Source organism: Helicobacter sp. MIT 05-5294 (genome assembly GCF_000765675.1).
Classification (GTDB): domain Bacteria; phylum Campylobacterota; class Campylobacteria; order Campylobacterales; family Helicobacteraceae; genus Helicobacter_D.
In genome coordinates this window covers 1-22083 of sequence record NZ_JRPA02000005.1, presented here as the reverse complement: position 1 = coordinate 22083, position 22083 = coordinate 1, and the positions used below count along the sequence as shown (strand labels likewise).

Genomic DNA, 22083 nt, shown 5'->3' with positions numbered 1-22083 from the left:
CCAAAAAGAGAAATTATAGCATATTAAGATTGTTTATTGGCAAGTTCTATACGCGCTTTTTTGCGATTAAGGGCTTTTTGAAATCTTCTTTTTTCCGCTTCTGTTTTTGGTTCTAATGGCGGTGCTTTCGTTGGTTTGCCATTTTCATCTACGCATACCATTGTGAAATAAGCACTATTGGTGTGCATCACGGTGCGCTTATGAATATCCTCTGCAATGACTTTGATTCCTACTTCAAGAGAGCTTGTCCCTGTGTAATTCACGGAAGCCAAAAAAGTTACAAGACTTCCTACTTCAATGGGATATTTAAAGGTTACCCTATCTACCGACAATGTTACGGCGTATTTTCCACAATAACGAGAAGCACAAGCATAAGCAACTTGGTCAAGAAGCTTCAACAAATCCCCTCCATGCACCCTGCCTTTGAAATTCGCAACCGCTGGTGTCATCAATACAGACATCGTAAGCGACTTAATATCAAACACATTTTCCATATTATCCATAGAAATTCTCCTAAGAATTAAATTGCGCTTATCTTAGCATTTTTTTGCAATATTTCAATAAAAAGTATCAAAAAAATTTAACTTTTTGTCAAACATAGCCATTTTTAAACGCATTTCGTCAAACTCTGCATTAAAAGTGTGAAGCTATGTTACAATTTTAGGTAAATTTTATCATCAAATATCAGGAATCTTATTATGAAAATCATCATCACAGGAGGCGGGACGGGCGGACATTTGAGTGTTGCAAGGGCTTTTTTGGAGGAATTTCACAAGCAAGGATTTGAATGTATTTTCATTGGCTCTTGCAATGGTCAAGACAAGGCGTATTTTCAAACAGAATCGCGTTTTAGTCAAAAATTCTTTTTGAAAACTTCTGGTGTTGTCAATAAAAAAGGTTTGGGGAAAATCAAGTCTTTGTGGCAACAATTCAAAGCTCTCCAAAACGCACTTAAAATCCTCAAAACACAAAAAAAAGTGGATTTTGTCCTATCCGTAGGCGGCTATTCTGCCGCACCAACTGCTTTTGGGGCGGTTTTGCTTAGGATTCCGCTTTTTATCCACGAACAAAATGCCCAAATTGGGAGACTAAATAGAATCTTAAAGCCTTATGCAAAAAGCTTTTTTTCTTCTTATCTGCAATCCTCTCCGATTTTATTCTATCCTGTCAGTCAAGTTTTTTTTACACAAGCTAGAGTGCGTCAAGAAGTCAAGAATCTTCTTTTTATGGGAGGCTCACAAGGAGCGCGTGCGATTAATAATTTTGCTTTGGCTTTGGCAGAAGATATTTTTCAGAAAAATTTGCGCATCTTTCATCAATGCGGCAAAGCAGAGTTTGAACGCGTGTTATCAGAATATTTGAAGCTGAATTTAAAAGTTGGGATTCCACAAGAAAGTTTAGAATCCACAATCACAGAATCCCAAAATGTGCAAATTGGTGCGCTAGAGGATTTGGACACAGATATTGTGTTGTTTGGTTTTAGCAAACAAATGCCCGAGATTCTTAAAAAATGCGATTTTGCTATTTGTCGCGCAGGAGCAAGTTCTCTATGGGAATTATGTGCCAATGGCTTACCTGCGCTTTTCGTCCCCTACCCTTATGCAGCAGGCAATCACCAATACTATAATGCGAAATTTTTAGAAGAAAAAGGGCTTGGATTCTTATGCTTGGAGCAAGATTTGTTTTGCGAAGTTTTGTGGGATAGCTTGGAGCTTTTAAAAGGAGAGAGAATCTCTCAAATCAGTCAAGAGCTACAAAAAGAATGTTCGCCAAAAGCCACAGAGCAAATTATGCAATCTATCCTCTCTACTCTTGCAAAAAACTCATAGATTCTACTAGATTCCACTGTGTCTCTATAAAGGGGCGCAAAGAATCACTAAATCCTCTCTTTCAAGGCTTTATCGTAGAATCCTAGGCGAATTTAAGAATCCTTAAACTCTCTAAACAAATAGCCCAAATCCACGCCATTAAGCTGTTTGTTGTTGTAGAGATATTCCAAATTCTTCGCTCCCTCTATCAACTCCTTGCTTTTGATTCCATGTTCAATAGAAATTTTTGCTTCCAAAAAGGCACTTAAATGATCACAATATTTCAAAAACTCCCCAAAAATTGGCTTCTCCACAGAATCCTTGCGGGATTCTTTTTGCAATTCTGTAATTTCTTTAACAAACTCTTCGGATTCTTTTTGACTAAAAACAACCACATCGCCTTTTTTATAGCGATTGCTAAATTCATTTTGTGTGTAATATTGAATATCCTCCGCAATGGAATCCGGAATGATATTTAAGATTTTCTCGCGCACCGCTTCTTCTTCAATTTTCTTAATAAACGCGTCCAACCCCTCTACATTTTTCTTAATCGGCGAAATAATATCACGCGTTAAGATTTCAGGCAAATCATGAAACAATCCACAGAGAAAATGTTGAATCTGCATTTCTTTAGAGAATCCCAAATCATAGCCCAAAAGATAGGCACAAAGCGCGACAATTAGGGTATGCCCAAGCACAGAAGTGCAAGGCACACGCGGGGTTTGACTCCAACGCTTCTGAAATCGCAACTGCCCAAACATATTCACCACTTCGCGCAATTCATCATACATTATAATCTGTCGCATACCCGCAAGATGATAGTATTCTCGCACTTGCTTATCAAGGGCGTTTTTAATGTTTTGAACATCATATAATCTTGGATTAAACTGATAAATAATGTCAAATTCCCATTTGGAAGCATAGTAATGCGAGGCTTTAAGAATCTCTTTTTCAAGATTATCCACGCCGCCATAAAGATATTCGCGCATAGATTCTAAAAACCCAAATCCGCGCAAATCCTCACCTAGCTGCTCACAAACAAAATCCACCAATGCTTTATTATGCTGTTGGACGAGTTTATGAAAAACAGGAGGTTTAATATCTGTTAAGATAATGCGTTCAAAAAACTCATAACAAAACTGCAAAATCAATCGTTCAAAATTGATGGTGCGCTGATTTTCTAGCATTTCATAATGGGCAAGTAGATAGGCAATCACGATTTTATGCGCTTGTTTATCAAGCTCCAAAAACTCTACAGGAGTTGCTTGATCATTCCAACGACGAATATTTGCTGCCACAAAAATTTTATGTAAAAGTTCAAATCCTAGATGTGGTTTTTTTAGATTCTTCATAAATTTTCCTTGCAAGTTTGGGATTCCACAAAGTTACAAAATCCAAATTTCCTTTCAGTAATCCGCTATTTCCCTCTATTTTCCCAAACAAAAATCCCCAAACATCACATCTAGCATTTGGGAATATTCATAAGGTTTAGTGATGGAGGCAATCGCCTTTAACGCCTCATTGAGATGAAAGCTAAAGATTTCTAATTCAAGATTCTGCAAAGGCAAAATGGAATCTTGCAGAGCTTGAATGCAAGTCTGCACAGCTTGAAACTGATATTCTGAAGTGAGAAGCAAAGACTGCGATTCTTCTTTGGAATCCAACAAAGATTCTAGATTCTTTTTAAAGATATTCAGCAAAGAATCTTTGGCATACAAATCTCCTTTTAAGCAAAGATTCATTGGGTTGAAATCCTCCAAAACTTTTAAAGGAAACTTGCACTCCAAATCCATTTTATTTACCAATGCGACAACTTTTTTGCTTTTTTGGTAGGTTCTCAACAAATCTATAATCTGCAAATCCTCTTGCATCAAATCCGAAGAACCATCAAACAAGGCAAGAACCAAATCACTCTCCTCCGCCTTTTCTAAACTTCTTTTGATTCCTTCAGATTCTATGGAATCTTGCGTTTGATGAATCCCGGCTGTATCAATCAAGCGTAACCAATGCCCTCCTAGCATAAAGTTTTCTTCAATGCTATCGCGCGTAGTGCCGGCAATCTCACTCACAATCGCGCGATTACTATGCAAAAGAGCGTTCAAAAGAGAGCTTTTGCCCACATTGGGTTTACCAATGATACATAGCCGATAACCTTCAAACAAGGTGCGTTTGGCTTTTGATTGTTCCAATAAACTATGAAGCGTTTTTAGGATAGATTCCAATTTGTTTTTTAAGTTTTCAAGCAAATCATCGGGCAACTCTTCCTCCGCATAGTCAATAAAAACTTCACTATGGGCAAGTAATGCAATCAAATCTGTGCGCAGATTCTCACAAAAGCTTTGCATTTCACCTTTAAGATGGCGCATTAGCATTTGATGCGCACTCGCATTTTGGGATTCTATGAGTTTAGCGACTGCTTGTGCTTGAGATAAATCAATACGCCCTCCCAAAAAAGCGCGTTTTGTAAATTCTCCGGGATTCGCCAATCGCGCACCATATCGCAAACATTCTTGCAAAATACTTTGGGCGATGAAATTTCCGCCATGGCATTGAAACTCCACAACATCTTGAGTGGTGTAGCTATGCGGTGCTTTGAAATAAATCAAAATACACTCATCAAGCAAATCGTTGTTGTTAAAATAGATTTTGGTTAATTTCGCGTAACGCGCAGGAAGTGAGAACTTAAGCTCCTCTAGCGTTGTTTTTGCAAGTTGCGCGGCAATTCTTAAGGAATCCTTACCGCTTAAGCGCAGGACATTTAACGAAGACTTACCATAAGTCGTAGCAGGTGCGACAATCGTATCATCATCAAACATTCAAAGCAACTTAAGAATGATAAAAATCATTGACGATAATATAACGCTCACCCTCACTATTCATACGAAAAGAAACATATTTATCGGGAAACTTCTCGCGCAACTGCTTGAGTGCAATATGTGCCAACACGCCATCAAGAGGCTTGGTTTGAGCTTTGCCACTGATTTTAACACTTTCAATCACGGGCAATAAATAATTTGCAATCATTTCTTCTTGATTATGTAAAAATTCCGCAATTTCAAGCCGAATCATCAAACCATAAACATGATTTACCCAATTAAAAATCAAATAAGAAATCGCCTTATAACGATAGCCTTCTTTGCCAATTAACAATGCGGAATCCTCACCATCAATTTTGATATAAAGCGTATTTTCATCATAAGGTTCAACAAAGACTTCGCTCAAACGATAAGGCATCAAGGCAAGAAGCTCTTTTAGTTCTTGTTGCACTTCTTTGGCAATAAGGGATAAGTTGGTTTGCTCTTTAGTGAGATTTTCTCTATGATTTGGAATCTTGCTAGGAGTTTGCGCATTCCAACCCATAGAATCCTTTTTCAAAGATTCTTGTAGAGGTTCTTGCAAGGATTCTCGCAAAGGCTTTCGCGAAAGCTCTTGGCTTCCATAAGTCGCACTAGAAATAGGAGAATGGAAAGAATCGGATTTTGGATTTGCGAGATAAGATTCTTCTTTTTTGTCCTGTTTTATATTGCGGGAAAATGGCTCATTTATAGAATCCAAAGTCGTTTTAGATTCTTTAAAGGCGGAATTACTTGTGGATTTTTGAGCGGTGGATTTAGGCTGTGCGCAAATGATTGCAAGTTTTTTGCCAATCCCCAAAAAGCCTTTGGAAGGATTCTGAATAATCTCATATTCCAAATCTACTACGGAACATTCAAAGGTGTTTGAGGCAATAATTAATGCGTTTTCTAAGGTTTCTGCTTCTATTTTTTTCATTTTAACTATCTTTATGTTTATGTTCAGCGATTTCACGCGCTTTTTTGCGTTCCAATGCTTTATTGATAAGTAATTGTTGGATAATAGAAAAGATATTATTCACAAACCAATACAATACAAGTCCCGATGGGAAAGTTACAAAAAATATCGTAAAGACTAGAGGCAAAAATTTAAAGATTTTCGCTTGTATAGGGTCGCTAAAAGCTGCTGGGGTCAAGTGTTGTTGAAGATACATTGTCCCACCCATTAAAATCGGTAGGATAAAGTAAGGATCCATCACAGAGAGGTCAGTAATCCAAAGCAACCAACCCGCACCCTTTAATTCAATCGCATTAAACAAAACACGATAAATAGCAAAAAACACCGGCATTTGTAAAAGCAGGGGCAAACAACCGCCCATTGGATTCGCTCCATGCTTCTTATAAAGCTCCATCATATGCGCTTGAAGCTTTTGTGGTTCGCCTTTGTATTTTTGTTGCAATTCTTTCATTTTTGGAGCAAGGTCTTTTAGTTTCTGCATAGAAACCATACCTTTGTAAGTCAAAGGATAGAGGACAACTCTCACGATAAGGGTAAGCAAAATAATCGCCCAACCCCAATTTCCACAAAAATCATAGAGCTTATCAAGCAGTAAGAAGAGTGGCTTGGCAAAAAAAGTGATAATGCCGTATTCCACAACATCGGTTAGATTGGGATTAATGGATTCTAGCAAACGATAATCTTTTGGACCGATATAGCCCTCTAGCTTCAATGCGCCCTTCGCACTCACAAAAGGCATAGGATTCTCGCTTGGATTACTTAAAATCGTCGCATTGATTTGATTATTTTGGCTAAAAAATAAGGTTGCATAATATCTATCCACTGCCGCAATAATACTTGCATTAGCATAATTACTCTGTCCTTGTGCGTCCCCATCTTCAAGAGTTGTAATTGTGTTATCGGATTCTTTTACAATCACTCCTTTAAAGACATAAGAATCGTTTTCCACACTTGGACGCATACCGGGCGATACGAAATAAACATAGTTTTGTGGAATCTTAATTTCTGCTTCATAATAGCCATTAGGATAGAAAGTAAGGATTTTTTCTACCTTGATTTCTCCCAAATCTTGAATTAAAGTAATGGATTGTGGTTTGTCTTGAATCTCCAAAGAATCCACACTAGATTGATAAGGCGTATTAAAAGCACGTTGGTTTAACAAAGAATCCGAAAAACGAACTTCTAGAATTTTTGGATTATTAGGATTGGCTACATCTTCTGGAAACAGCGTTAAAGGAATGGAATCTTTTTGATATTTTTCTTCTTTTAGAGTAACTTCTACGATTCTCCCCAATCGGTCAATCTTGTAGGTAAATTTTTCAGATTCTATTGTGGCAATCACCACTTTGCTTTGGGTTGGCATATCAGCTATTTCTTGTGCGGCATTGTTAGAATCTACACTCTGCGCTGTAACCACCTCTTGCATATCCCTTGTTGTGGTTTGCGTTGCATTGTTTTCGTTGATTTGCGGTTTATAAAAATAACTATAAGGAACGAAAAATGCGAGTGCTAAGAGCACGGCAATCAAAACTCTAGTTTGGGAACTTAGATTATCAATTTTATCTAACACAGGAAACCTTTGAATAATTTTTTATAATATACACACTTTGTGTTTGCAGACTTTGACAAACAACTGGAACGCTTTTGAAATGGTATTTTTGAATATTGTCGGGAATCAACCAAAATTTGACACAATCAGGGAAAAAACCAAAATGTGCTTTAATCCTTACTTTCGCCTTAGGATAAGAGATTCCACCCTTGAAAAATTGATTGCAAATAAGAATCCTAAGAAGTGTATTCCAAAATGCAGACAAGGGATTTTGAAACATAAAAACTTGCTTGGAATATTCCGAACAACTTGGATAATAACGACAGGTTGCGCCTAAGCTTGGCGAAATAACATATTGGTAAAAAGAAATCACTTGAATACAGAATTGCTTTAACATTCTTGCGCTACCAAATTCAGTCGCATCAATGCGTATTCATAATTTTTTTGCAAAACTTTGTATTCTATCTTTTCTAAACCAACTTTTGCTAACAAAACCATATCTCCATTTTTTAAGCTCGGCACAGATTCTCTATAAATGCTTCTTAAACGCCTTTTGATGAGATTCCGACAAACAGCGTTTCCTATTTTTTTGGATACCGAAAACCCAACTCTTTTGATTGTTTTATTTGGGCTTTCTTTGAAAAACAGAATGAAGTGAGGATTATGCCATCTCTTTTGGCTCTTATAAACACTATCAAAATCTTTTTTTGTGTTTAAAGTTACCAAAATACAATCCCAACTGCTTAGATAGCAAGTCTTTTTCTGCCTTTAGCGCGTCTTGCATTGATAACTTTACGACCATTTTTGGTTTGCATTCGGACTCTAAAGCCATGTGTGCGCTTACGCGGAGTATTGTGCGGTTGGTATGTTCTTTTCATTTCTTAAGCCTTAATTTAAAAATAAGCGTGAATTTTAATGCAATTTTACTTAAAACTAGATTTATTTATTGCGATTCTAATGCACTTGTAAGCGCAACTGCGATAGCTGCAACCAAATCACTCTCATCTTGGCTTTCTTGTGGCAACAAATCCTGCACCTTTTGTTCCAAATAAGAAGTGTCAAAATTTCCGCGTTTAAAGTCCTTGTCATTGCAAATATTAACAAGAAAAGGAATCGTGGTTTTCACTCCGCGAATCTTAAATTCATTTAAGGCTCTCTTAAGTTTATTAACCGCCAAATCATAGCTTGTCGCGCGCACGATTAGCTTTGCTATCATAGAATCATAAAAGGGCGGAATCGTGAAGTCTTTGTAAATATAGCTATCCACCCTTACAAAAGGTCCAAGTGCCGGATAATAAGAAGTGATTTTGCCCGGATTTGGCACAAAATCATTATGCACATCTTCCGCGTTAATCCGCGCTTCAATCGCAAATCCTTGCGCATGAATATCGCTTTGTGTAAGGTCAAGAATCTCGCCATTTGCGATTCTAATTTGCCGCCCAATCAAATCATACCCTGTAATCTCTTCGGTAACTCCATGCTCTACTTGAATCCGAGTGTTCATTTCCATAAAATAAAAATTATTGTCATCATCTACTAGAAATTCCACCGTTCCGGCATTGGTGTATTTGGCTGCTTTTGCCGCTGCGACTGCCACACTCCCCATACGGCGACGCAAATCTTTGCCCATTGTGGGACAAGGCGCAATTTCAATTAGCTTTTGGTGTCTTCTTTGGATAGAACAATCACGCTCCAATAGATGAATCACATTGCCATAATTATCACTTAGTATTTGAAATTCAATGTGGCGCGGATTTTGGATATATTTTTCCATAAAAACATCTTCATTCTTAAAAAATGTCAATGCCTCTCTTTTACAGGCTTCAAAAGAAGATTCCAAATCTTGCTCTTCCCATACGACACGGATTCCGCGCCCTCCTCCGCCACTACTTGCCTTTAAAATCACGGGGTAGCCGATTTTACGCGCAATCTTGGCAATCTCATACGAGCTTAATGCGTTTAGCGGTTCAGTTCCGGGAACAACCGGGATTCCATTTTTTATCATCAAGTTTCTTGCGGCATTTTTATCACCCATTTTAGCAATCACTTCGCAATCTGGTCCAATCCAAACAATCCCCGCTTCTTTTACTTTTTTGGCAAAAAGCGCGTTTTCGCTCAAAAACCCATAACCCGGGTGGATTGCCTCTGCTTCCATTTCTTTAGCCGCTTGAATAATCAAATCAGGGTCTAAATAACCTTTGATGGGGTCTTCGCTGATTGGATAAGTATAAGTCGCCATTTTGACATGCATACTCTCACGATCGGCACGAGAATAAATCGCTACGGATTCTATATTTAAATCATTACAAGCGCGAATAATGCGAACAGCAATTTCACCACGATTTGCAATCAAGATTCTTTTAAACATAAAAACTCCCAATTCAAAGATAATTATACATTTTATAATTTTATTTTTGATTTATTGTTGAAGTTTGCCAAATATTTGGTAAAATTTCTCAAATATGCTAGAATTCGCGCATTTTTACACATTTTAATCTTATCTTATAGGATTATTTAGGAGCTTTTATGGATTTATTAGATGCTGCGATTCTAGGAATCGTTGAAGGATTAACGGAGTTTTTGCCCATTTCTTCAACAGGACATTTGATTTTGACTTCCGAATTACTCAAGATTCCACAAAATACTTTCCATAAAACCTTTGAAGTCGTGATTCAACTAGGCTCTATTTTGGCGGTTCTTTTTGCGTTTTGGGAAAAATTATCCACCAATAGCTTCCGTTTATGGACAAAATTATGTATCGGATTCTTACCTGCTGGAACTTTCGGATTTCTTTTTTACTCTTACATTAAAGCCATTTTTGAGCCCATCACAGTTTCTATTATGCTGATTCTTGGCGGAATCGCGTTTATTGTCTTAGAAATCTTCCACAAAGAAAAAGAATCCCATATCCAAAAAATAGAAGAAATCTCCTACAAACAAGCACTTTGGATTGGATTCTTTCAAGCTTTAGCTATGATTCCGGGAACTTCACGCAGTGGCGCGACGATTATTGGCGGTTTAATCTTGGGTTGCAGTCGCAAAGTCGCTGCAGAATTTTCCTTTTTACTTGCCTTGCCTGCGATGGTGGTTGCAAGTTTTTATAGTCTTTACAAAAGTCACGAATCAATCAACTTAGAAAACGCCTTTGCACTTGGTGTTGGCTTTATCATAGCATTTTTTAGTGCGCTTTTGGCAATTAGATTCTTTTTAAACTTCATCTCTCGTTTTAATTTTATTCCTTTTGGAATCTATCGCATTTTGCTAGGTATTATCTTTTTGTTTTATTTAGATATTTTGGGGTAATGCGACTCATTTTATAAACTTTTAATTATAAATGCAAATGGGATTCTATAATAGAATCATTAATTTTAAAATTGCAATCAAAACTCCAAAAATTCCAAAAAAGGCGCGATAAATTCTATCTGTTGTGCGATTCCAACTAATATCAACCCCAAAAGCCCTGCAAAAAACCCTGCCAATAAATCATCGCCTACAACTCCCCAACCGCCTTTAACTTCTTTATCAACTTTGCCAATCACAGAAGGCTTCCAAATATCAAACACCCTAAAAAGCACAAATGCTAAAAATAAGCCCAACAAACTATGCCCAATCATCGCAACACTAATCCAAACACCCGCCAATTCATCAATCACGATTTGTGGGCAATCATGGGGCATTCCTTGTTTCTCGTAATCATTAATAATTTTAACCGCAACCACAGAAAGAAACAATGCCAAAAGCAACAAAGTGCTAGGAGCGATATAATAGCTTATCACCCAAGCAAAAGGCATTGCAACCAAACTCCCAACGCTTCCGGGTGCTTTGGGGCTAAGCCCACTAAAAAACAAGGTCAAAAATGCCTTTTTAGCCAAGTCATTTAAATCCTTAAAACTTCTAAAAAACTCTCGCGATTCCAAAGTATATCCCTCTTTTAAATGCGCAATTATAGCATAAATCACTCTTGTTGGCTTTTCAAAAAGGATTCCACTCTAGCCACATCATCTGGCACATCAACGCTAATAGAATCTATCTTGGTTTCACGCATTTTAATCTTGAATCCCATATCCAAAAATCTCAAAATTTCAATGTCCTCTATCGCTTCATTTTCGGTTTTTAGTCCTTTGCTAAAGAGTTTCAAAGCCTCACAAGAAAAGCCATAAATACACACTTGCTTTTTGTAGGATTCTACATTTTTGCCCTTAGAGTAGGGAATCAAAGCCCTTGAAGCATATAAAAGCTCATCTTTTAATTGACAATCATCTTGATAATTGTGGGCTTCAGAGCTTCATCAAATGCGCACAACTAGTGCGTAAGACGGGGATATTTTCTTTTTGACAAAACTCCAAAATCCTCACATCATCAGTCGCCACTAGCAAATCCTCCATTGCCTCACACAGACGCGCGCACAAATACACGCGCTTCACCATCTCCACCCCTGCGATTTTCACCAAAGGCTTACCCGGGAAGCGTAAGGAAGCAAACCGCACTGGAATCACACCTACGATTCTCATTTGCTCTCCCTTATCGCTTTACATTACCCTATGATTGCCAATTTCACACATTGATTGTAAAGGAGCAATTCCTTGCTATTCAAAATCACAGCCCATAAATGCAAGAAGAATCCAAAAGGTTTAATTCCGCTTTTTAAGATTCCATTATACAATCTCTTTAGGACATAAAAGCAAGAAGTTATTAACTTGTTGCAGAATCTCCGTAGTAACGCCAACAAAACACGACAGAAAGCATAAAGCCACAAAGAGTCGGTTTAATCTACTAAATTGCCCCCCTCCCCCCGCACTCTAGCGGAGATTAGAAAAAGTTGTGTTTTCATTTTTATCCTTTATTTTAAGTTGCAAATTGTTATTTTATCACTTTTCTTATTTCTTCTTTGTGATTCCATATTTTTTACGCTTTTCCCATAAGCTTTTGCGCGACATACCTAAACGCTTACTAAGCTCTGTATCGGGGTATTTATCTTCAAATTTCAGAATCATTGTTTTAATGTATTCATCAACGCTTAAAACATCTTCTTGAAAACCGTGCGTCATTTCTTTGACATTGATTTCAAAAACATTTTTAAAATCATGCAAATCCCCACCCAAACAAGCAAAAATTACAGGAATATTTTTCAAAGCTTTCACACATTCTTCTTTTTCTTCTTTGCGTAAAGTTTCAAAGCCTATGATATAAGTTAATTGGGTTTTGGAAACACTTTTGAATATTTCTTTATAATGATGATTTTTATAAAGAGAGATGAAATTAATCGCGAGTTTTTTATGAATCGCATAATTCACGACGCACATATCAATGACTTTTTGCGAAACGCTTTTAATGATTAAAGGAAAGGAAATTTTGGTATTAATGCTATAAGTTGGCATTAGCAAGGAATTGCAAAAATAATCCCTATAAAAAGCAATTTCTTTTTGCAACTGACGAAAAGCTGTATAATGTTCAATCTTGCAAATTAGCTCATCAATCATAAATGGCTTGACAATATAATCACTGATTCCTGCTTTAAGAGGGCGCATTACCATTTCTTCATTTACATAAGGAATCATTAAGATTACAATGGAATCCTTGAATTTTTCAATCAATGGATAAAAGTCTTGACCCGGAATATTTGCCGAAAGCAAAATAATATCAGCCGCCTCCATCTGCATTGCTTCCCCAACGCTTGGTATCATTTCACAGACAAATCCAAAATGACTAAGCTTAGAAGCAATGCTTTGAGCCAAATAAATTTCATTTTCTACAATTAAGATTTTCATCTCTCTCCCCTAAAATGGAATAAATTTTTCCAATTAAAATATCCCAGAACAACATTTGCTTGCACCAAAATCCCTTCTCCTTTGCCAATAAATCCTAGTTTTTCTGTCGTTGTAGCTTTGACATTGACCTTAAACGCGTTAATCTGTAAAATCTCTGCGATTCTTCGTTCCATTGAAGTTTTATAAGGAGATATTTTGGGAAATTGCGCGAAAATAGTCAAGTCTGCTTGTAAAATATCATAGCCCACATCACGAACAAAATCCACGATGATTTGCAACAATTTAGCAGAATCGGCTTGTTTATAAATCGGATTATTATCCGGAAACCACTCTCCAATATCTCCACCACCAATCGCCCCCAAAAGCGCATCACTTAACGCGTGCAGACAAACATCACCATCACTATGGGCAATCAATGCAAATTCGCAAGGAATCACGATTCCACCCAATACAATGCCATTTCCTTTATCCAAAGCGTGAATATCACTACCGCTACCAACAAGAGTGCGAAAACTTGGCTTAGGCAAAGACATTTCGCTTAAATCTTCAAGAAAAGTTAATTTTTTAGCCTCCACTGCCCCACGCACAAACCCAACACTTCCACCATTGGCACAAATCGCGCTACTCTCATCGGTGAAATCTCCATTAGCAAGGGCGGATTTTAATGCGTTAAGTTTGCTTAATTGTGGAGTTTGGATAATTTTTAAATTTTCTCGTTTTAAATATTCTAACTTAGAATCACTACAATAAGCAATCGTATCGCTAAGCCCTAAATAAGGAACAACACAATCATATTTCCCGACTTCATCAAGGATTCTACAACTTAAGTCTTTTGGAATCTTGCAACGCGCAATATCACTTACAAACACATATTCCACAGAATCATTTAAGCAATCAAGTGCTTTTTTAAGGGATTCTTGGCGCGTATTTCCCCCATTGGTAAGTTCAAAATCCAATCCAAAAGAATCTAAATATTTTTGCATATATTTTTTTTCGCTTGGCTTAGCACTTAGAATACATTGCACAAAAGAATAAACTTCGCGCAATTCCAACGCGACTTTTAACCAAAGAGGAATCTCGCCTACGCGCAACCATTGTTTTTTAGGCAATCTGGGTAATTTCGTAACTCTCGTTTGTGAAGTTTGATTCAATGGTGCTTGGGATATTGACGCTTGAAATCGGCTACTATCACCTGCACCTAGTAAAATCAATGCGATATTTGGCAAGTAAATTCCTTAATTTTAAAAAATTTCGGAATTATACATTCTGAAAGTTTTAGAATCCCTTTAGAATTACTAAAACTTAAATTTTAAAGTGATTGATATGGTTTTTCAAAACACTTGCGATATTTTTAAGCATTTGTGCCGCTTCTGTATTATTCTCCATTAATTCCGCCGTGTTTTTAGAATCTCTTGAAATTTCATCTAATTCTTTAGAGAGATTCTCCATATCTTGAACTTGCTCACTTGTGGCACTTGTTACTTCTTTTGCTTTATTTAAAGAATCACTTGCTTGAGAATTGATTTGTCCCAAAATCTCTCTTGCTTCATTAGCAAGTTCCATACCTTTTTCCACTTGTGGCACCGCATTTTGAATCGCTTCCACTGCGGTTTGTGTTTCTCCTTGAATCACTTCAATCATTCTTGTGATTTCAGAAGTCGCCACTCCTGTTCTTTCTGCCAATTTTCTAATCTCATCAGAAACAACCGCAAAGCCTCTTCCTGCTTCCCCCGCTCTTGCTGCTTCAATCGCAGCGTTAAGTGCTAATAAATTAGTCTGGTCTGTGATTTCTTTAATCAAATCCGCACTACCCCCAATTTCTTGAGAATGTTTTTCTAACATACGAATATGCTCGGACGATAAAGTAACAGTCTGCGTGATTTGTTCAATGCTTTCCAAAGTCGTTTTCATCGCGTCCATACATTTATCAGAAAGATTTGTGGTATATTCTGAATTTTCCTCTGTTTGTTTGGCGATGTTAGAGATATGATTCACCGCATTCATTACTTGTTTAATACGCTCCACAGAATCTTCTGAACTTTGCACTTGACGATAAGAAGATGATTTGGATTCTTCAGAACTTTTAGTTACCGCATTAGCGCGTTCATTAAGCTCTTGAGTAGAATTCATCACTTCCGCAACAATTTCACGCAATCTCTCTTGCATTTGCGCCATATGAGCCAACATACTCTCTTTGTGTTGTGTATGAATGGGCGTATTCAAATTGCCATTTGCGATGCTTAGCACAACTTTCACAACTTCTTTTGGTTCGCTACCTAACGAAGTGATAACAAGGCGTGTAATATAAATAGCAGTTATAGTTGCTACAACAAAAGCAATCAGAGAAAGCCAAAGCGTAAGATTAAGATAGTTTTCAATCTCCTCTCTCGCAATATCTGATAATTTTTGATTCTTTTCTTCTTGATGATCAATAAACTCATTAATTACATTGAGCCATTCTACGAAAGCTCCACGCGCTTGATTGATTAGCAACTCATTCGCACTTGCTCTGTCTCCTTGCGCTCTTTTATTGATAATCTCCGCAATCAAAGGCATTGTTTTTTCTTCTACGCCTTTAATGCGCTTTAGCACTTCTTTATCTTTTGCATCAACCATTTTCTCATCTTGGAAAATTTTATCCATCTTTATAGAAGAATCCTTGTAAAACTCCTCTAATTTTTGAATCAAGCGCAAAGTCGTTTCAATGTCTTGGACATTATCCAAAATCACAACATCACGAAGCGCAATCGCCCTATCATGCACACTTCCACGAAAGTTAATCGCATATCTTTGCTTAACCGCATTCACATCGCTAATTTCCGTTAGAGTGTCCTCTACAAAACTAATTTTTATATAGCCCGTAAAGGCAATTAAAGCAATGAAAGCCAAAAGAATACCAAATCCTACAAAAAGCTGCGCTTTTAATGATAAATTTTTTCCAATCATAAATAATATTCCTTAAAAACTTTGGATTAAAAAAGCATTATATCTATTCCTACCTTAAAAATTTTAAATATTCTAGCAACCTTTTCAATCCTCTTGCATTCATCTGCGCAAACGCGCGGAATCAGATTCTGCATTGGAACATTCCAAAATCGCCTTAGCAATCAGCTCTAAAGGGTGCAAAAATGTGATTTCCACTTGCTCTTGGTGCAAAGCGTTGCTTAACTGCATACGGCAGGCACTGCATTCTGCAGCGACAAAATCCGCTTGTGTTTTTTGTATCATTTTCGCCTTTTTACTTCCTACTTTACTTGCCAACGCGAATCGTTCTGTTTGCATTGTAACTCCACCAAAACCGCAGCAAGAACTTGGTTCTTCCATTTCTATTAAATGGTAATTTTTCTCCAATAACTTACGCGGTTCTTTATAGATTCCAAGCACCTTTTTAGCGTGGCATGGGTCGTGATAAGTCAAACTTGCTTTTTTGGTGTTACGATTCTTCTCTATGGATTCCAAATATTCCGCCAAATTCGTTTGGGATTCTAAATATTTTGTTGCCATAAAGATTTTTGGCAGAAGCTTCTCTATCCTTGCTTTTAGCTCCGAATCCTTTTGCGCAAAATGCTTCCAATCCTCTAGCACCATCGCACCACAAGTTGCCTCTGGAATCAAAATCGCGTCTACTTCATCAATAAAACTTTCAAAATACCCCACATTATGGCGAATCAACGCATCTACACTTGCAAAATCACCAGTGAAATACGCAGGAGCTCCGCAGCATTTTTGTCCCTTAGCGATTTTTGCATTAATGCCAAGTTTTTCTAAAATCAAAAGCAAGGATTCGCCTACATTTTTGTAATTATAATTCCCCAAACAACCAATAAAAATCGCGACTTTAGCTTGTTTTTGCGCTCCTAAATCACTAGGCTTTGCGAAACTTATCTCTTCAGAATGAGAATTTAAAAAGCTCTGTTGTGCAATCGCACCAAAGATTCTATTTTTCACAAAAGGCAAAGAAAAGCGCGGTTTTATGGAGTTTCCATCTTTGGTTTTTTGATACAACAAAGGCGAAAAAACTGCGCCAAGTTTGAATCCTAAATCCATTATTTTTCGGTGTTTCAAAAGATAAAAAAAGGCGCGTTTAAACCATGCGATTCCATATTTTTGGGCGATTTCATAACGAATGTTCTCAATCAAAGTATCTGTGGGTAAGGAATTAGGGCAGACACTCACGCAAGTTGTGCATAAAAAGCAAGTTTCAAAAATCTCTTTTGCATTTTTATCTAATGGAATCTCGTTGCGCTGATAAGCTCCCAAAAGGTCAATAAAACCGCGCGGAGAAGTCGCTTCATCTCCATTGATACCAAAAATCGTGCAATCAGGCAAACATTTGCCACATTTCACACACGCATTGCTTGTTTTTAAATAATCATAATCCTCAAAATACGCCATATTTTCCTCTCAAACTCACCTTTTGTTTCACTTTAAATAGTCTTGCTAAATACTTTTTGATTCGCGCTAAACTTCTTCAAATACGCGTCAAATGGCATTGCTATATTGCGGATTAACAACGCGCCTGTTTGGCTTACTTGGATTTCATTATCATCTATAATCACCAATCCCGCGTCTTGCAATGGCTTTAATTCCTCCAAAGATTCCTTGAAATATTCTTTAAAATCAATAGAAAACTGCTGGTTGATTGCTTCAAATTGAAGCTTAAAGTTGCTCATTAGCTGCATAATAACCGCTTTTCTAAGCTTATCATCAAAACTTAATGCGATTCCTTTAGCAAAGGGCAAACGATGACAATCCAATGCCTCTTTATACTGCATCAAATCCTTGTAATTTTGCGCATAATAATCACTGCCACCACCAATGGAAGTTAGCCCGATTCCAATCGTTTGCGTCCCACCTTGTGTGCTATATCCTTGAAAATTCCGTTGCAACTGCCCTTTTTCTATGGATTTAAATAACTCATCATCAGGCTTTGCAAAATGATCCATTCCTATCATTTTATAGCCTTTTTGATGCAGATATTCAATCGTCCATTCTAGGATTCTAAGCTTTTCTTCTGGCTGTGGTAATGTCGTCTCATCAATCTTGCGCATTGTTTTTTTAATCCAAGGCACATGAGCATAATTAAAAACAGCAAAGCGATCTGGATTTAGCCTCAAACAGGATTCCAAAGTCTGTTTGAAAGTCTCCAAACTCTGAAAAGGCAAACCATAAATCAAATCAAAATTAATAGAAGTTATGCCAAAATTTCTAGCGATTTGGATAGACTTTTCTACAAGATCAAAAGATTGGATTCTGTGGATTGCATTTTGGACTTGCGTATCAAAGTCTTGAATCCCAAAGCTTAAGCGATTAAAACCGCCTTCTTTAAGCACTTCCATTTGTTCTATTTCAAAGAATCTAGGGTCAATCTCACAGGCAATTTCCGCATTCTCTCCAAAGTTTGGAAAAGCCTCTCGCAACAAACCGATAAGTATTTTTAACTCTTTGGCGTTAAAAAATGTAGGAGTTCCGCCGCCAAAGTGTAATTGATAGATGGGTTTATTCGTATCCATTGCGTTTTTAAGCAAAGCCAATTCTTTTTTAAGACATTCCAAATACATTGCTTTGTTTTCTTCTTTGCTTGTATAAACAACATTACAACCACAAAAATAACAAGCACTGCGACAAAAAGGCAAATGCACATAAAGCGACAAGGGGCTAGAATCTTGCCCCAAATCCCTTAAATACGATTCCATTGTATAATTCTCGCTAAATTCAATCGCCGTAGGATAGCTTGTATAGCGCGGACCGGGCTTGGAATAAGTGGCGAATTGTTTAAAATCAATCTTGCTTGATTGCATAATGTAGAATCCTTATAAATCTTAGAGTGAATTAGGGATTTTTGGAATCTCAAAAAACAAATAAGGATAGCGTTTTTTAAGATTTTTTACCAATGTTTTAGGCTCTTGCTTATAGTTTTTTACTTCCTTTAATGCGACACACCAAACATCTTCAAAGTCAATGGGCACATTATAATAAATCTCTTGCTCTAGTTTAAACAAATACTTATCTATTTCAAGCTGTTTTGCGGCTTTTAAAAGTCGTTGCATATTCTTTTGGGATACGAGATAGAAATCTTGTGCGTTTTTATCTTTAAAACAATAAGTCAAATTCTCGTCTAAAGCCGAATCATAAGACATTGGTTGCTTGTTTGCACTGCTTAAAATCTCTTGTAAAGATTCGTATAGATTGTTTGTCCTCTCAAGCGAATTTGTTCGCTTCACTAGCGGTTTTGGTGTAGCCAAACCATTACTCCTTTTTGTGCGTGGAGGCGATTTTCTGCCTCTTGAAAAATCTTACTTTGCTTAGATTCTAACACTTCTTCGCTAACTTCTTGTCCGCGATAAGCGGGTAAGCAATGCAAAAAAATCGCGTCTTTGTGTGCAAGTTTCATCAACTCACAATCCACGCAATAGCCATAAAATGCCTTTTTTCTTGCTTCTTTTTGCTCTTCTTGTCCCATAGAAGCCCAAGTATCTGTCGTTACGACATCAGCTCCTGCGACTGCTTCTTTGGGATTCTCACTCACAAGAATCTTTGCACCTGAAATTTTAGCAAAACTTTCTGCTTTTTGAAGAATCTTTGGCGAAACTTGATAGCCTTTTGGCGAAGCAATCCGCAGTGTAAAGCCAAGCTTAGACGCAAGCATAAGCCAAGAATGCGCCATATTATTCCCATCTCCCACATAAGCGACAATCGGATTCTTATCTTTTTCACATTCTTGCATTGTGAGAAAATCCGCCAATAATTGCATAGGGTGAAAATCATCACTCAAACCATTAATCACTGGCACATTGGAGTATTGTGCAAACTCTTCTAAGCGCGAATGCTCGTGTGTGCGCATCATCACCAAATCCACCATAGAAGAAAGCACACGCGCGGTATCTTTAATCGGCTCACCACGCCCTAATTGCGTATCATTGCTAGATAGGAAGATTCCATTACCTCCGAGTTGATAGATTCCTGTTTCAAAGCTCACACGCGTTCTTGTAGAATTTTTCTCAAAAATCATACCTAAAGTTTTGTGTGCAAGTGGATTGCTATAAATACCGCTTTTTAATTCGTTTTTAAGCGTTTTAGCGAGTTCTAAAATCTCCAAAATCTCTTCCTTGCTAAAATCCGCCAAACTCAAAAAATGTCGCATTTGCCAACCTCTAAATGTTTGAAATCAAAAGTTTTATCTTACCCAATCAAGCCAAAAGAAAACTTTAAACAAAATAAAAGATTTATAATATGATAATTTTCACAAAAAAAGGCAAGGCATGCACGAATTTTCTATCGTTTCTTCTCTTTTGGAATCTTGCGAAGAGATTGCACAGCAAAACAAAGCACAAAAAATTTTAACAATCACGCTAGATATTGGGGAGCGCAGTGGCGTCAATGTTGCGCTGCTTAAAAGCGCGTTTGAAGAGTTTAAATGCGGGAGTATTTGCGAGGATTCCAAACTACTCATTCAAGAATCCAAAGTAGAACTCACTTGTGAGCAATGCCACCAAACCTCCATACCTAAAGAATTAAACTACACGCGTTGCCCACAATGTGGAAGCGACCAAGTCAAAATCACAAAAGGCAATGAAATGCTACTTTTGCGCTTAGAAATGGAGTGAATGGAATCCAAAATTTCTTGCAATCAATTCCATAAGGCTTTGCAAGGTTAAAACCCTGCTTCTTTTGCTATCTTTATAAGGGGCTCTACATCATAATCTAAAATCTTTTGTTCCATAATCTCAAAATAAGATTCCACATTTTGTGGTGTTATGATATGTGTTTTATTGGCTATCGCGTCAAGCTGCATAGAATTCATATCGGTATTATAGTGTGTGCTATCTTTGTAATTTGCAATATTATCTGCATAATCTAAAGTATCAAAACCATAAAGTGTGGCATTGGGGTATTTTTCTAGCTCACTCACCACCCACGAGAAAATCTCTACAAAATGTCCAAAACTCTCCTCTCCGCCTAGCTTATAGTGTAGTCGGCTATAAGTTGGAATCACGAAATAAAACTGCGTATTGGGGTGCTTGGCGACAAAGTGGAAGATTTGCCTTTGCACTCGTTGTTTTATTGTGGATTTCAATGCTTTGCTTATCATATTGTTTTGGGATTTTTTATAAGAAATGATAGATTGTAATAATTCTTTATAATATTTTTCATCTTTTCTCTTAAGCCATTCTTCTATCCCAAAGGCATTGCCATCTCTTAAATCCCAACGCACAAGTGAATCTGCGATATTCTTATCTTTGTCCCCCACGCAGCCTTTTTGCCTACTCCAAACCAGAGAACAAAGGACAAAGCGGTCATTAATATAGAATCTCCAATCATCAAGATGCGTGGAATTATATAAAAATGGCGATAAAGTCCGCTCCGATGGAGCTTCATTAAAATAAAACAAATCCAAGCTATAAAGGATTGCTAAAGGCTCTTGCTGTGCAAACAAATACTCCAATATCTTAGCGCGTGTGCCAAAGGGAGAACCAGAGAGGCTAATATTCACCCATTTGCCACCTAATTTTGCATTGGCGTCTTTGGCTAAGGTGTTTTCAAGCATAGAAGTGCCGATAATATAAGAATCAAAATCATAATGGTCTATGATACCCTGCGCACTCACGCGCATATCACCAAAGAATGTATTGAGTCGCCAATATGGCTTGTGAAAAAGCTGTGCGGGGTCATATAAATACAGATTAATAGCCAATATAGCAATAAATGGTAGCGAAATTGTGAGGCTTAAGACTAAAAATCTCTTGTCAGCATTGCCTCTGAAATTTTTATTTAACACTTCTTTTAGTTTTACTAAAAAATTGCGCATATAGTCCCCTTAGAAATTAAAATAAATAAACTCAACATAAGGCGTATTAGCCAATGCAAAAAGTGCAGTATAAATCAATCCTCCAACAACTATTGTGTTTTTTAGATTCGGCTTAAAAGTTTCTAACTTTTGGATAGAGTTACTAAAGCACAGCACCACGATAAAGGCTAAAATCAGATAAATCAAAGTATCGTTTCTCCCTGCAATCTGTTCTAATATCTTTGGAGCGCGTATTTTATCAGGCATCTCCACCCACACAATCCCAAACATTCCTTTGAGTAGATTGAGTGCGCCTTGTAGATTTTCAGCGCGGAAAAATATCCAAGTGATATTGATAAA

23 protein-coding genes and 1 pseudogene are annotated in these 22083 nt (G+C 37.2%); 3 read left to right on the top strand and 21 right to left on the bottom strand.

Annotation, left to right across the window (positions count from 1 at the left end):
- Window positions 1-23: 23 nt before the first annotated feature.
- Window positions 24-503, bottom strand: a complete 480-nt coding sequence (locus tag LS69_RS03740) for an acyl-CoA thioesterase (RefSeq protein ID WP_138122283.1) — start codon at window positions 501-503, stop codon at window positions 24-26.
- A gap of 195 nt (window positions 504-698) precedes the next feature.
- Here LS69_RS03740 and LS69_RS03735 point away from each other — a divergent pair, with 195 nt between their 5' ends.
- Window positions 699-1829, top strand: a complete 1131-nt coding sequence (locus LS69_RS03735; RefSeq protein ID WP_138122281.1) for a UDP-N-acetylglucosamine--N-acetylmuramyl-(pentapeptide) pyrophosphoryl-undecaprenol N-acetylglucosamine transferase — start codon at window positions 699-701, stop codon at window positions 1827-1829.
- A 92-nt stretch (window positions 1830-1921) separates the two neighbouring features.
- Here LS69_RS03735 and LS69_RS03730 read toward each other — a convergent pair whose 3' ends face one another.
- The 8 genes from LS69_RS03730 to LS69_RS03695 form a co-directional block, all read right to left on the bottom strand.
- Window positions 1922-3160, bottom strand: a complete 1239-nt coding sequence (locus LS69_RS03730) for an HD domain-containing protein (RefSeq protein ID WP_138122278.1) — start codon at window positions 3158-3160, stop codon at window positions 1922-1924.
- 75 nt (window positions 3161-3235) lie between these two features.
- On the bottom strand, window positions 3236-4624 hold the full coding sequence (mnmE, locus tag LS69_RS03725) for a tRNA uridine-5-carboxymethylaminomethyl(34) synthesis GTPase MnmE (RefSeq protein WP_138122275.1): 1389 nt from the start codon (window positions 4622-4624) through the stop codon (window positions 3236-3238).
- A 10-nt stretch (window positions 4625-4634) separates the two neighbouring features.
- The gene (locus LS69_RS03720; RefSeq protein WP_138122272.1) at window positions 4635-5579 is read right to left on the bottom strand and encodes a Jag N-terminal domain-containing protein; all 945 of its coding nucleotides are present in this window, start codon (window positions 5577-5579) and stop codon (window positions 4635-4637) included.
- 1 nt (window position 5580) lies between these two features.
- Window positions 5581-7188, bottom strand: coding sequence for a membrane protein insertase YidC (yidC, locus tag LS69_RS03715; protein WP_138122269.1), 1608 nt, complete (start codon window positions 7186-7188; stop codon window positions 5581-5583).
- Entirely contained in the window at window positions 7178-7564 is a 387-nt protein-coding gene (gene yidD / locus LS69_RS03710; protein ID WP_138122266.1) for a membrane protein insertion efficiency factor YidD, read from the bottom strand. The genes yidC and yidD overlap by 11 nt, the downstream gene beginning before the upstream one ends.
- A complete protein-coding gene (gene rnpA, locus LS69_RS03705) occupies window positions 7558-7893 on the bottom strand; it encodes a ribonuclease P protein component (protein WP_138122263.1) in 336 nt (111 codons plus the stop codon). Before rnpA ends, yidD begins: the two co-directional genes overlap by 7 nt.
- A 17-nt stretch (window positions 7894-7910) precedes the next feature.
- Window positions 7911-8045 (bottom strand): 50S ribosomal protein L34, encoded by a 135-nt coding sequence (gene rpmH, locus LS69_RS03700; protein ID WP_026943676.1) that lies wholly within the window; start codon window positions 8043-8045, stop codon window positions 7911-7913.
- 65 nt (window positions 8046-8110) lie between these two features.
- Complete coding sequence (locus LS69_RS03695; RefSeq protein ID WP_138122260.1) at window positions 8111-9535, bottom strand: acetyl-CoA carboxylase subunit A; 1425 nt, start codon at window positions 9533-9535, stop codon at window positions 8111-8113.
- A gap of 158 nt (window positions 9536-9693) precedes the next feature.
- On the opposite strand from LS69_RS03695, the gene LS69_RS03690 reads away from it, so the two are divergent.
- The gene (locus tag LS69_RS03690) at window positions 9694-10470 is read left to right on the top strand and encodes an undecaprenyl-diphosphate phosphatase (RefSeq protein WP_138122256.1); all 777 of its coding nucleotides are present in this window, start codon (window positions 9694-9696) and stop codon (window positions 10468-10470) included.
- A gap of 77 nt (window positions 10471-10547) precedes the next feature.
- On the opposite strand, the gene LS69_RS03685 is transcribed toward LS69_RS03690, so the two are convergent.
- From LS69_RS03685 to argF, 10 genes are all read right to left on the bottom strand, one after another.
- The gene (locus LS69_RS03685; protein WP_138122434.1) at window positions 10548-11084 is read right to left on the bottom strand and encodes a phosphatidylglycerophosphatase A; all 537 of its coding nucleotides are present in this window, start codon (window positions 11082-11084) and stop codon (window positions 10548-10550) included.
- 38 nt (window positions 11085-11122) lie between these two features.
- Complete coding sequence (locus LS69_RS03680; RefSeq protein ID WP_138122253.1) at window positions 11123-11383, bottom strand: hypothetical protein; 261 nt, start codon at window positions 11381-11383, stop codon at window positions 11123-11125.
- Window positions 11384-11444: 61 nt separating this feature from the next.
- Window positions 11445-11678 carry a hypothetical protein gene (locus LS69_RS03675; protein WP_138122250.1) on the bottom strand — a complete coding sequence of 78 codons (234 nt, stop codon included), beginning with the start codon at window positions 11676-11678 and terminating at the stop codon, window positions 11445-11447.
- A gap of 366 nt (window positions 11679-12044) precedes the next feature.
- The gene (locus LS69_RS03670; RefSeq protein WP_138122248.1) at window positions 12045-12935 is read right to left on the bottom strand and encodes a response regulator; all 891 of its coding nucleotides are present in this window, start codon (window positions 12933-12935) and stop codon (window positions 12045-12047) included.
- Window positions 12932-14161: a bifunctional 2-C-methyl-D-erythritol 4-phosphate cytidylyltransferase/2-C-methyl-D-erythritol 2,4-cyclodiphosphate synthase gene (locus tag LS69_RS03665; RefSeq protein ID WP_138122245.1), complete on the bottom strand. Its 1230-nt coding sequence runs from the start codon at window positions 14159-14161 to the stop codon at window positions 12932-12934. Before LS69_RS03665 ends, LS69_RS03670 begins: the two co-directional genes overlap by 4 nt.
- A 76-nt stretch (window positions 14162-14237) precedes the next feature.
- Complete coding sequence (locus LS69_RS03660; RefSeq protein ID WP_138122242.1) at window positions 14238-15881, bottom strand: methyl-accepting chemotaxis protein; 1644 nt, start codon at window positions 15879-15881, stop codon at window positions 14238-14240.
- Window positions 15882-15980: 99 nt separating this feature from the next.
- Window positions 15981-17330 carry a (Fe-S)-binding protein gene (locus LS69_RS03655; RefSeq protein ID WP_138122239.1) on the bottom strand — a complete coding sequence of 450 codons (1350 nt, stop codon included), beginning with the start codon at window positions 17328-17330 and terminating at the stop codon, window positions 15981-15983.
- Window positions 17331-17362: 32 nt separating this feature from the next.
- On the bottom strand, window positions 17363-18736 hold the full coding sequence (gene hemN / locus LS69_RS03650; protein WP_138122236.1) for an oxygen-independent coproporphyrinogen III oxidase: 1374 nt from the start codon (window positions 18734-18736) through the stop codon (window positions 17363-17365).
- A 21-nt stretch (window positions 18737-18757) separates the two neighbouring features.
- Window positions 18758-19180 (bottom strand): DUF2603 domain-containing protein, encoded by a 423-nt coding sequence (locus LS69_RS03645; protein WP_138122234.1) that lies wholly within the window; start codon window positions 19178-19180, stop codon window positions 18758-18760.
- Window positions 19159-20079, bottom strand: coding sequence for an ornithine carbamoyltransferase (gene argF / locus LS69_RS03640; RefSeq protein WP_138122231.1), 921 nt, complete (start codon window positions 20077-20079; stop codon window positions 19159-19161). The genes LS69_RS03645 and argF overlap by 22 nt, the downstream gene beginning before the upstream one ends.
- Before the next feature lie 118 nt (window positions 20080-20197).
- On the opposite strand from argF, the gene hypA reads away from it, so the two are divergent.
- Window positions 20198-20542: a hydrogenase/urease nickel incorporation protein HypA gene (gene hypA / locus LS69_RS03635; RefSeq protein WP_138122229.1), complete on the top strand. Its 345-nt coding sequence runs from the start codon at window positions 20198-20200 to the stop codon at window positions 20540-20542.
- A gap of 47 nt (window positions 20543-20589) precedes the next feature.
- On the opposite strand, the gene LS69_RS03630 is transcribed toward hypA, so the two are convergent.
- Window positions 20590-21744, bottom strand: coding sequence for a hypothetical protein (locus tag LS69_RS03630; protein ID WP_138122227.1), 1155 nt, complete (start codon window positions 21742-21744; stop codon window positions 20590-20592).
- A gap of 9 nt (window positions 21745-21753) precedes the next feature.
- A pseudogene (locus LS69_RS10360) lies at window positions 21754-22083 on the bottom strand (MBOAT family protein); the annotation flags it as partial.

Bases quoted from the DNA above. Each gene is read 5' to 3' on its own strand.
- LS69_RS03720 (WP_138122272.1), bottom strand. From the start codon at position 5,579: ATGAAAAAAATAGAAGCAGAAACCTTAGAAAACGCATTAATTATTGCC.
- mnmE (WP_138122275.1), bottom strand. From the start codon at position 4,624: ATGTTTGATGATGATACGATTGTCGCACCTGCTACGACTTATGGTAAG.
- LS69_RS03740 (WP_138122283.1), bottom strand. From the start codon at position 503: ATGGATAATATGGAAAATGTGTTTGATATTAAGTCGCTTACGATGTCT.
- hypA (WP_138122229.1), top strand. From the start codon at position 20,198: ATGCACGAATTTTCTATCGTTTCTTCTCTTTTGGAATCTTGCGAAGAG.
- LS69_RS03690 (WP_138122256.1), top strand. From the start codon at position 9,694: ATGGATTTATTAGATGCTGCGATTCTAGGAATCGTTGAAGGATTAACG.
- LS69_RS03660 (WP_138122242.1), bottom strand. From the start codon at position 15,881: ATGATTGGAAAAAATTTATCATTAAAAGCGCAGCTTTTTGTAGGATTT.
- argF (WP_138122231.1), bottom strand. From the start codon at position 20,079: ATGCGACATTTTTTGAGTTTGGCGGATTTTAGCAAGGAAGAGATTTTG.
- hemN (WP_138122236.1), bottom strand. From the start codon at position 18,736: ATGCAATCAAGCAAGATTGATTTTAAACAATTCGCCACTTATTCCAAG.
- LS69_RS03670 (WP_138122248.1), bottom strand. From the start codon at position 12,935: ATGAAAATCTTAATTGTAGAAAATGAAATTTATTTGGCTCAAAGCATT.
- LS69_RS03695 (WP_138122260.1), bottom strand. From the start codon at position 9,535: ATGTTTAAAAGAATCTTGATTGCAAATCGTGGTGAAATTGCTGTTCGC.
- LS69_RS03730 (WP_138122278.1), bottom strand. From the start codon at position 3,160: ATGAAGAATCTAAAAAAACCACATCTAGGATTTGAACTTTTACATAAA.
- yidD (WP_138122266.1), bottom strand. From the start codon at position 7,564: ATGTTAAAGCAATTCTGTATTCAAGTGATTTCTTTTTACCAATATGTT.
- LS69_RS03675 (WP_138122250.1), bottom strand. From the start codon at position 11,678: ATGAGAATCGTAGGTGTGATTCCAGTGCGGTTTGCTTCCTTACGCTTC.
- rpmH (WP_026943676.1), bottom strand. From the start codon at position 8,045: ATGAAAAGAACATACCAACCGCACAATACTCCGCGTAAGCGCACACAT.
- LS69_RS03655 (WP_138122239.1), bottom strand. From the start codon at position 17,330: ATGGCGTATTTTGAGGATTATGATTATTTAAAAACAAGCAATGCGTGT.
- LS69_RS03735 (WP_138122281.1), top strand. From the start codon at position 699: ATGAAAATCATCATCACAGGAGGCGGGACGGGCGGACATTTGAGTGTT.
- LS69_RS03630 (WP_138122227.1), bottom strand. From the start codon at position 21,744: ATGCGCAATTTTTTAGTAAAACTAAAAGAAGTGTTAAATAAAAATTTC.